The 9,438-nt window shown below is 42.5% G+C and carries 6 protein-coding genes; 4 read left to right on the top strand and 2 right to left on the bottom strand.

What is annotated here, in order from left to right; translation table 11 throughout:
* The first annotated feature begins 935 nt into the window (after positions 1-935).
* The 3 genes from PN447_RS08180 (at position 936) to PN447_RS08170 (ending at position 5,331) form a co-directional block, all read left to right on the top strand.
* Positions 936-3,236: a peptidoglycan DD-metalloendopeptidase family protein gene (locus PN447_RS08180; protein WP_271762243.1), complete on the top strand. Its 2,301-nt coding sequence runs from the start codon at positions 936-938 to the stop codon at positions 3,234-3,236.
* 424 nt (positions 3,237-3,660) lie between these two features.
* Positions 3,661-4,119 carry a pentapeptide repeat-containing protein gene (locus PN447_RS08175; RefSeq protein WP_271762246.1) on the top strand — a complete coding sequence of 153 codons (459 nt, stop codon included), beginning with the start codon at positions 3,661-3,663 and terminating at the stop codon, positions 4,117-4,119.
* A gap of 774 nt (positions 4,120-4,893) precedes the next feature.
* On the top strand, positions 4,894-5,331 hold the full coding sequence (locus tag PN447_RS08170) for a CAAD domain-containing protein (RefSeq protein ID WP_271732709.1): 438 nt from the start codon (positions 4,894-4,896) through the stop codon (positions 5,329-5,331).
* A gap of 185 nt (positions 5,332-5,516) precedes the next feature.
* On the opposite strand, the gene PN447_RS08165 is transcribed toward PN447_RS08170, so the two are convergent.
* Entirely contained in the window at positions 5,517-6,803 is a 1,287-nt protein-coding gene (locus tag PN447_RS08165; RefSeq protein ID WP_271762241.1) for a homoserine dehydrogenase, read from the bottom strand.
* Positions 6,804-6,839: 36 nt separating this feature from the next.
* Between PN447_RS08165 and tnpA the strand changes: the two genes are divergently transcribed.
* On the top strand, positions 6,840-7,238 hold the full coding sequence (tnpA, locus tag PN447_RS08160) for an IS200/IS605 family transposase (protein ID WP_271762245.1): 399 nt from the start codon (positions 6,840-6,842) through the stop codon (positions 7,236-7,238).
* 129 nt (positions 7,239-7,367) lie between these two features.
* On the opposite strand, the gene petH is transcribed toward tnpA, so the two are convergent.
* The gene (gene petH, locus PN447_RS08155; protein ID WP_271762239.1) at positions 7,368-8,711 is read right to left on the bottom strand and encodes a ferredoxin--NADP reductase; all 1,344 of its coding nucleotides are present in this window, start codon (positions 8,709-8,711) and stop codon (positions 7,368-7,370) included.
* Between the last annotated feature and the right edge of the window lie 727 nt (positions 8,712-9,438).

Below are 9,438 nucleotides of genomic sequence, written 5' to 3'. Positions count from 1 at the left end.
TCTGTATTTTTAGTAAGAAAAATAGCCCCTTAAAAGACCATTGTCCGTATAAAATCTTCCTTGTCCACTTTCCTTCCTTGTCTTCCTAGTCTTGCCTTCACAGATCATATTAAAAACCTACCCTTGCAAGGAGAGGGTGGTATCAAGCAATAGTTGATACACTAATCATGACTTGACAAACATCCTCTCAGAGTGTAATTTATCCCCGCCAAACACACTCTGAGAAGACAAAAAATATAGTTAAATGTTATACAAAAATCTCTTAGGGATGGTCTTGGTAATAAATACTCACCAAAATTAACATAGTTATATAAGAAATTTGTATATTGAATTCGCGAGTATACGGAACTTATATCATAGATTTTGATCAAGACAGAGGCGGCATGAAGAGGGGCACAAAGAAGCTCAAACCCTTTATGTTTATTGATTTGAGACATTTATGTGGGATAAGTAATTTCGAGGATTAGAAAAGTAGTTAGAAGTGTGTACGGTTGATTTTTAGGGACAAATTAACGTAAAGTCTCTTATTGATAAGGCGGATCGAGTAGAAAAACCTTGAATATATGTACAACATAGGGACTAGCTTTTCCAAAAGTCCGAGCCTCTATATTGCTCACGTCCACAATCGGCAGGGTGAATATATAATAAATATTCTTCACTAACTCCTAGCAAGGGTTGCACAAGCAGTAAAGACAACGGTCAAAAGCAAAAGTTCTATGGTGTGTAGAAATGAACTGCACAAGTGAGCACAGCAACTTTAAAGTTTTGGGTTTCATGTGTGAACTTGTCTAAATCAGAGAAGCAAGTTAATCTTGCGTAAGTATCTCTGGTGAGGTTGATCTTGATCTATCATTTCGATGTGATCTAAATCATTGACTAGTATCCGACTGAAAAATCGAGATCAGTTAAGCACTAGTGATCATAGGAGGTCGTCTTTGAAACGAGCATTAAAAAAAAGAGAAGAGGCTGTGCTGAAAAATACCCCCAGCAGTGATGATACCCCAGTGGAAAACATAGAAAACCTAAATACTTTAGTTCATCCCAAGGTTAACCGCCGGGTAGGTAAACAAGCGGCCATGATTGGTTTGGCCATCTCAATGGGAGCAACCAGCCTTTTGGTGACTCGACAAAGCGATGAAGCCCACGCAGCAGCTTCCGTGGGTAGCCAAAAAGTAACTTCAACAATTCCTGCTGCGTCTGACACCACAGTCAAATTTGCTTCCATAAAGCCGGAGACCCAAACAGTCTTCTCAGCAAGGATCCCAAAAAATTCTATCATCCTCGAACCAACAGCGATTTCACAGTTACCCGGACTGGAAGCTAGATTGCAAGTTACCGAGAGCGAAATGTCTGATCTGGTTCCTGTTTCTACATCCTGGAAGTCACAATCCCCAGCAGCAGCACAGGGATTATCAACTGAGACAGCGAACCTCACAGGCGAACCACAACTACAGGTACTGGAAAACACAGATACCAGTGATGAAAATAATACTCAACTCAAGGCGCAGCAAGAATTTGCCCTAAATCGCTTACAAGAAAAATCGAACCGTTTAAGAAAGAGTCTGGCGGAGTTGCGGTCTGAGGAGACAAAAAACTTATCAAAAACTGACAGAGGTTCCACACAGCCGAAGGGGATAGCAAACTTAGAAGAGTTACCCACTATCAATAATGACAATAACAAAGATTTATTATCCGAGTTTACACAAAGACCAGAAACAAATAAGTCGAACTCGCAAGCGTTAACAAAGCCCCGGCAAATTCCAGCCTTGTCGGGCCATAGAAATTACGAAGTTAAACCTGGAGATACATTAGCTGCGATCGCCAGTAGGTACAATATTTCCATTTCAGAACTAGTCCATGCAAATAATCTGAGCAATCCAGACCAGCTCAAAATTAGCCAAAGGCTGACTGTTCCTGCGTCTGAGATTAAGAGCTTTAGAGCCATTCATGTGCCAACTGTACTTAACTCCAATAGCACCTATTCTAGTACTGCGCGCCAGCCAGCCAACTCCCCTGTCACCACTCCTAGTATCTACCCTAGTCTACCTGTTGCTTCATCACAGTTACCAGTATATACCAATAACGACAGTGTGAGTATACCCATACCGGTAATTACGAATCAGCAGCAAAAAGTATATACAGATACGGAATCTACTAGTATTAATGCCGAGGGATTAGGTGGCGATATACCTATACCAACCATCTTGCACCAAACGCAGCAGGCTCGAAAGTCCGCGGAGGAAGGGGCCAGCACAACAGATCATCAAGGTCTCCGTGGCTTACATGCGGACATCGAGAGATTAAGGGAAAGATACCGCAATCAAAAGTCTGGGAATGCCGATACCCTAGTGGCTACAGAACCGGAAAAAGCTCCCATACCTGTTTCTCAGGGTCAAACCAATAGCCTAGAAGCCGACATCGAGAGATTACGCCAGCAATACCGCAATCAAAAGACAGGGAACGCCAATACCCTAGTCGCTACAGAACCAGAAAAAGCTATACCTATTCCTGTTGTTATACGGAATCATACCACCCCTTCTAGCCCCACTACAGGAGGACAGAATAGTTCAATTCCCATTTCTGTTCCATCCTATGGTAGTCAATCGGCTAATTCCCAAAACCGCACTCGTAGTAACGAGGCAATTAATCCCGAGTTTTCTGGTAAGTTCACTTCATCTGACCAAAAATCAACAACATTTCCCAGTGGTACCGATATCTCTGACAGTCTAGGAAACCGTCGGGGAACCATAGTGACTCCACAATTACAGCCACAGTTACCACCTTTGGCCGCAGTAGACCAATACCTACCCCAACCTATTGACGCCACTACCCCTCCCCTTTCGACAACTTCAACAACCTACATGTGGCCGGCACGAGGTGTGCTTACCTCCGGGTATGGTAGACGCTGGGGAAGAATGCACAGGGGTATTGATATTGCTAACGCCACTGGTACCCCAATTTACGCGGCCGCCGACGGTGTGGTGGAAACATCTGGCTGGAACCGCGGTGGTTTCGGCATCCTTGTTGATATTCGCCACTCCGATGGTAGTTTGACTCGCTATGCTCACAATAACCGGACTTTGGTACGCGTAGGTCAACAAGTGACTAAAGGACAACAAATTGCTGAAATGGGTAGCACTGGTTTCAGCACCGGTCCACACACTCATTTTGAAATCCACCCATCCGGTAGGGGAGCAATCGATCCTGTTGCCTTTTTACCAAAGGAACGTTTGTAATTCCTAACCCTGGTTGAAATAAATAATTATGTGATTTGTTGAGGGAGCTAAACTCCCTTTTTTGCTTTCTATCCTCGTAAATTAGTATATGAGGGATTTTGTTGTGCTTTAAACCACTGCTTTTTCCTTGTATACACTGTCATTTTCCTAGTAGTCAACGACAGATTAATATTCCCTGTGAAACTATACAAAATAATACCGCTTATTCACAATATTTAACATTAGCTGAATCATGCAAATCAGTAGATTTGATGGGTAAGTAATCGCCCAAAAACCTAGTTAACACTAGGTCTCACATCACCAAAGCATTTCTAGAAGCTCACTATCAACTTGTGTATGAAAATCAAAATTTTCGAGAATTTAGTGAGATAATAAGAACGTGAGGAAAAGAACGGATTTAGTTGAAGGACGAGGGGGAAAACATATGAAAACCCAGCTATTCGCGGTTCTGGCCTTAGCAACTCCCCTAATTATAATTAGCAGAGTTAACGCTGGTAATTACCAGGATTTACAAAGGCTAAATTTAACAAGAGAATGTGTTGAGTGCGATTTATCAGGAGTTAACCTCAGAGGTGCTCATTTAATTGGTGCTGATTTACGAGGAGCAAATCTCTCCGGCGCTAACCTTGAAGGAGTCAATCTTGAAGGCGCAGATTTAACTAATGCTAATTTGAAGGGTGCAAATTTAAGTTCAGCTTTGCTAACCAACGTTAATTTCAAGGAAGCTAATCTCAACGGAGCAAACCTGACTCGCGCTCAGATTTATGACTCTAATGTCTATGGTGCATCCATGGATGACATGGTAATCACTGGTGCAGAAATTTATCATACTGGAATCGGTATTGGTGGAGATGCGGCAGATATGTTCCCCGACTGGGACTAGCACCTCTTTGAGGTTCCCCTGTCTAAAGATAGGAGGCTTTCTCAAGAGTCCATAAAAGAACTTTCTTAGGCGCACTGAAAGCGCCTTTACTAATTGCGCTTAATTGATACTCCGGAGTATCAACAGTATTCAGTTTGAATAACAAAAATATAGTCAATTCTAGTCAGATATTAATATCTGTGGTATCATCTATTATTTGATATGATTCTGAGATTCTGAGTAGTAATAACGTCAACTTGATTACCATAAAATATATTTTATGTCAAGTGTATTTAAAGACATAAAAATTTTTATTACATATTAAGATGAATTTTCAATGAGTTAATTCATGAAGGCAGCTTAAGATAGCTTGAATATCAGTTAAAATCAGCCTTTAAACTTGTATAAATGTGAGGTAGTCTGATTTTGGCATGATTTTATTGTCAGAACCCGGCTCTCAAGATAGGCAGCTTCGTGCCTTCACGTTGAAATAGCTCACCTGCCATGGTATGGGATAATCATAACCTGACGATTCTAACTGATTTACAAAATCTAGAACCCAGAAAGCCGATTTTAAGAGCTATTGCCGCTTTCTGACTTCTATCCCCATGCTGACTGTCTACCTTGTAGTTGATGCAGTAGAGCTGATGAGGCAATTATGGTTATGGGACACTCAAAGCTTTTGTTGATCCAAACCAATTGTACTGATGCCCTCGTGCATTGCCTAATCAACAGCCTTTTGGTTGTCATTGTCCGGATTAGATAAACTCAACTGTTCAATCTATAGGAGTGAAAATGCAAGAACCGGAATACCCAGAAACCAAATCTCAAGAGGCAGCAGTGCCAGATATTAATAACCAAACAGGAAGCATTACTAAACTCCAGCCTCCTATGCAATCTCAAGAGCAATGGCAAAAATACGGTGAACAAATCTCTGGTTTTTTAGCAACACTGCCCGAGTACTTGGGAAGCTTCTTTAATCAATATAAGCAGCCCTTGGTTAGTGTTGGTTTAATTGTCGCAGCAATTGTTTCGGTTAAGGTACTTTTGGCAATATTAGACTCTTTGAATGATATTCCTTTAGTAGCACCGACTTTTGAATTGATTGGTATTGGCTACTCGGCTTGGTTCGTTTATCGCTATTTGCTCAAAGCCTCGACCCGGAAAGAGCTAACTAGTGAAATCACCACTCTAAAATCGCAAGTTGTCGGCAAAAATAGCCCAGAAGGGTAATTAATCCTGGTAGCAATTCCCCCAGTCCATTGTCAAGGATCTGGGGGATGGTAACTAGTTGGCAAGATATCCCCTCGACATTACTGCTAGGGTTTCCCTAGGGTCTGAGCTTGCTTAACATTATCTAGGTATCTAGGTCTTGCTAGTGAGATCGGCAATATCTCGATTAAATGTCCAGTCTCCTGTTACAGCACTCGCAGTAAGCTGGGAATACTATCAATGGCCTCTAAATTCTCAATTTCTGCCAAGGCTTGCCGAAAATCGCCTTCTCGGACATCGTGGGTGACAACGACAATTTCTGCTAGTCCTCCCTGAAAGCCCGTTTGCACTACTGACTCTAAGCTAACGCTATAATTGCCAAAGCAAGTACCCAATTTTCCAATCACTCCAGGTTGGTCTTTGGTCAGGAAACGCGCATAAAATCGCGTCACTAGTTCTGTTATGGGGGCAATTTGACAGTAATCTTGGTGTCCACAGCTTAACAGTGGATTTGGCTTGGTTGTACTGGTTTTGAGGACAGCAACTAAATTCAAGATATCTGAGGTCACAGCACTAGCCGTGGCACCCGCACCAGCACCAGGACCAAAAAACATTACCTGCCCAATTGGTTCTCCTTCTACAAGAATCGCATTATAAACACCGTTAATACTGGCTAATGGATGTGTTTTGGGTACTAAGGTGGGATGAACTCTGACAGACAGAGGAGATGAGTCTGTGTATTGTTTAGCGATCGCTAATAATTTAATCACAAATCCCAATTTTTCGGCATAGGTAATATCTGTCTTGGTGACTTGCCTAATGCCTTCACAATAGACATCTTCGAGGTTGATGCGTCCACCAAAGCCTAATGATGCCAGAATGGCAATTTTATCTGCTGCGTCTAAACCGTCCACATCAGCGGTGGGGTCAGCTTCTGCGTAACCTAATCTTTGGGCATCGGCTAAGACATCGCTGAAGTTGCTACCTTCGGTTTGCATCCTGGTAAGGATGTAGTTAGTTGTACCATTAATTATGCCAGCAACAGTATTAATACGGTTAACACTTAAGGACTGCTTTAGAGGTTGAATCACTGGGATGCCGCCCCCTACAGCAGCTTCTAACATCACATATACCCCCCATTGGTTGGCAGTTGTAAAAATTTCTGCCCCAAAACGCGCAATGGCGGCTTTATTCGCAGTGACAACGTGTTTGCCATTCTTTAAAGCTGTGAGCATCAGCGATCGCGCTGGTTCTAGTCCACCGATTAACTCAACCACTATATCCACAGCCGGATCATTAACAATGGCTTCTAAATCTGTAGTTAACACATGGGATGGTAATTCTACCTCCCGGATTTTGTCGAGCGATCGCACTCCCACGCGATATATTTCTATTTCCTGCAATAAGGGGTTACGTCCCACCACATCTTGCAGTAATTGCACTGTACCTGTGCCGACAGTGCCCAATCCTAATATTCCTAGTTTCACTGCCACAAATTTTGCACCCTACTTTCTGATTGCTTCGTGTGAATCAAGCACCGAGAAATCTGTTCTCAGCTTTACCTTTTCTCTTACCTTTACGGGATCTGTCTCACCAAGTATAGAAGCAAAATTTTTACCAATGAAAGTCTTGAACTAATTTACAAATCATTTGTAGAAGTAGCAAGAAAGATGGATTTTCAAATACTTGAGTTTAACGGAGAATCAGACCACATACACGCAGTAATTGAGTTCCCACCTAAACTGTCAGTATCTCAAATTGTTAATGCTTTAAAAGGTGTGTCTAGCCGTAGATACGGTCAAGCTGGATTCCCTAAACCCTATGGGAAGCAAGCTCTATGGAGTCCTAGTTACTTTGTGTCTTCTGTTGGTGGTGCCCCACTTGAAGTCCTTAAGAAATATATCCAGAATCAAGAAAAGCCGTCGTAGAACGACGGGGTTTTAAACCCATTTTTTCGATAAAACAATTTTAGGGTGGGTGAATAACCCACCCTACTGACTGTCCTTTTATCCTTTGTTAGTCGCCTCAGTCTAATGAGTCATGACTATGGACTTAACTTAGTAAGTTTCCACGTGCCAACGATGAGCCTTTTTGAGTTCCTTTTGGTAATCCTTCCAAACTACTCCTTCCTTAGCCGCCGCAGCTGTCAGGGCTTCATCAATACCACCTTCCATACCACGTAAACCGCAGATGTAAGTGTGAGTTTTTTCTTCTTTAATCAATTGCCACAGTTCATCTGCGTGTTCTGCCACACGGTCTTGGATATACATCCTACCGCCTTCGGCATTTTTCTGTTCCCGGCTAATGGCATAAGTCAGGCGGAAGTTATCAGGATATTTCTCCTGCATTTCCTCGAGTTCTTCTTTATATAAGATGTTCGGACTGGTGGGCACACCAAATATCAGCCAAGAGAATCCTTGGAACTGGTATTCTGGGTTAGCGGCTTTTTCTGCATCCTTAAACATCCGCCATAGGTAAGCCCGCATAGGAGCAATACCTGTTCCCGTTGCCATCATAATTACTTTAGCGTCAGGATCATCAGGTAACAACATTTCCTTACCCACCGGTCCAGTGATTTTCACTTCTGCGCCCGGTTCCAAGAAACACAGGTGAGTAGAGCAAACACCATAGACTGTTTCCCCGGTTTCCGGGTGCTTGTACTCTAACTGACGGACACATAGCGACACTGTTTGATCATCCACATCATCACCATGACGGGTGGAAGCAATGGAATACAGTCTAAGTTTTTCAGGCTTGCCGTTCTTATCTACACCCGGGGGAATAATGCCAATGCTTTGCCCTTCTACGTATTTTAAATCACTGCCAGTCAGGTCAAACTTCAGGTGCTGAACAATACCAATACCGCCGTCTTTAACCAGCGGCTCATTAGATATACACTTACCAACAAATGGGGCATTAGGACGATAAGTGTTCACAGGAACGTCAGCACCTTTTTTGGCTTTTGCTTGAGTCATGGTGTTACCTTTCTTGTCCTTCTTCTTATGCTGTTCTTCAGCTGGTGGTTTAGCAAAGCCCTTGACTTCACTATTTGCATTCACAGGTGTGGCTTTACCATTTCCCTCACTGTTAGCAGATGTTTCAGAGGTAACTACAGACTCTTGGTTGTTTTCAGCACTTTTATGAGAGCCTTTACCATTCAGTTGTTCTAGAGCACTTACACATTGGATACTAACAATTTTGCCGCCTAGGCGAGTGATCCGTCGCATTTCTTGATTCATGCGGTTGTAAGGTACTCTGATGAACACACTGCCACTTTTGCGAATTGGGTAGTTTGTTTGATCAGTTTCTTCGTTTTGGCGCAGACCCACCACTTCGTAAACGAAGACGCGGCTACCTAATTCTTTATTGGCAGCACCCTCAACAGCACCTTGATTGTACATTCTTTCTCACACTCCGATTTTTACTTAACCGTTTCTCAAAAATTCTTTCCTTTTGCCAGTTTTAGTTTATCGGATTTTCGGTTACTAAAACTGACGCCTTGGGAAAGCGGCATCATCAGCTAATGCCTTACTAGGATCACTCACCAAAGACATACAGGGATAGCAAAAAACACACCTGTTCACCTTCTAAGGTATAGGAGAAATTTTGGGCATAATGTTAATATTGAGTCAATTTAATCTTTTTTTTCGTGAAATACTACCCCTGTGAGGGAGATAGCTTTTCACCACCCAAGGGCTAAGATACAATGACTTTTGACACTCTCACCGCTATAAAGGCAGTTTTAGCGGCAGATTTTTGCCACATCAGGGTTTGTCTAGTTTGCAGTTATCTCTGCCCTAAAACCCTCTCCAGATTTACCTGCACAAGCATTTGTTCAAGCCTATATCAAGGCATTAACGTTCACTGTGTGTCCGTTCCCGGCATTGCTCGGTACTAGGATTTTTTAACACGTCTCTGGTGATCCTTACTTGCATAATCCATTATATCACCGGCGGCTAATTCCAATTTTATTATTTAGAAAATTTGTATTAAACTAAGCCGGTCAGTCACCTGACCGACTCGTCTTCAAAACCGTACGTGAGATTTTCACCTCATACGGCTCCTCAGCAATATGGTTCTTGTCATGAATACCTACAAGACTTCCATCACTGGCTGTCTTTCTGTCGT

This window comes from Anabaena sp. CS-542/02 (assembly GCF_028331085.1).
Classification (GTDB): Bacteria; Cyanobacteriota; Cyanobacteriia; order Cyanobacteriales; family Nostocaceae; genus Anabaenopsis; species Anabaenopsis arnoldii.
This window is presented reverse-complemented; position numbering and strand designations above follow the sequence as displayed.

Excerpts from the sequence above, each read along its gene's own strand:
- PN447_RS08175 (WP_271762246.1), top strand. The coding sequence starts at position 3,661 with ATGAAAACCCAGCTATTCGCGGTTCTGGCCTTAGCAACTCCCCTAATT.
- PN447_RS08170 (WP_271732709.1), top strand. The coding sequence starts at position 4,894 with ATGCAAGAACCGGAATACCCAGAAACCAAATCTCAAGAGGCAGCAGTG.
- petH (WP_271762239.1), bottom strand. The coding sequence starts at position 8,711 with ATGTACAATCAAGGTGCTGTTGAGGGTGCTGCCAATAAAGAATTAGGT.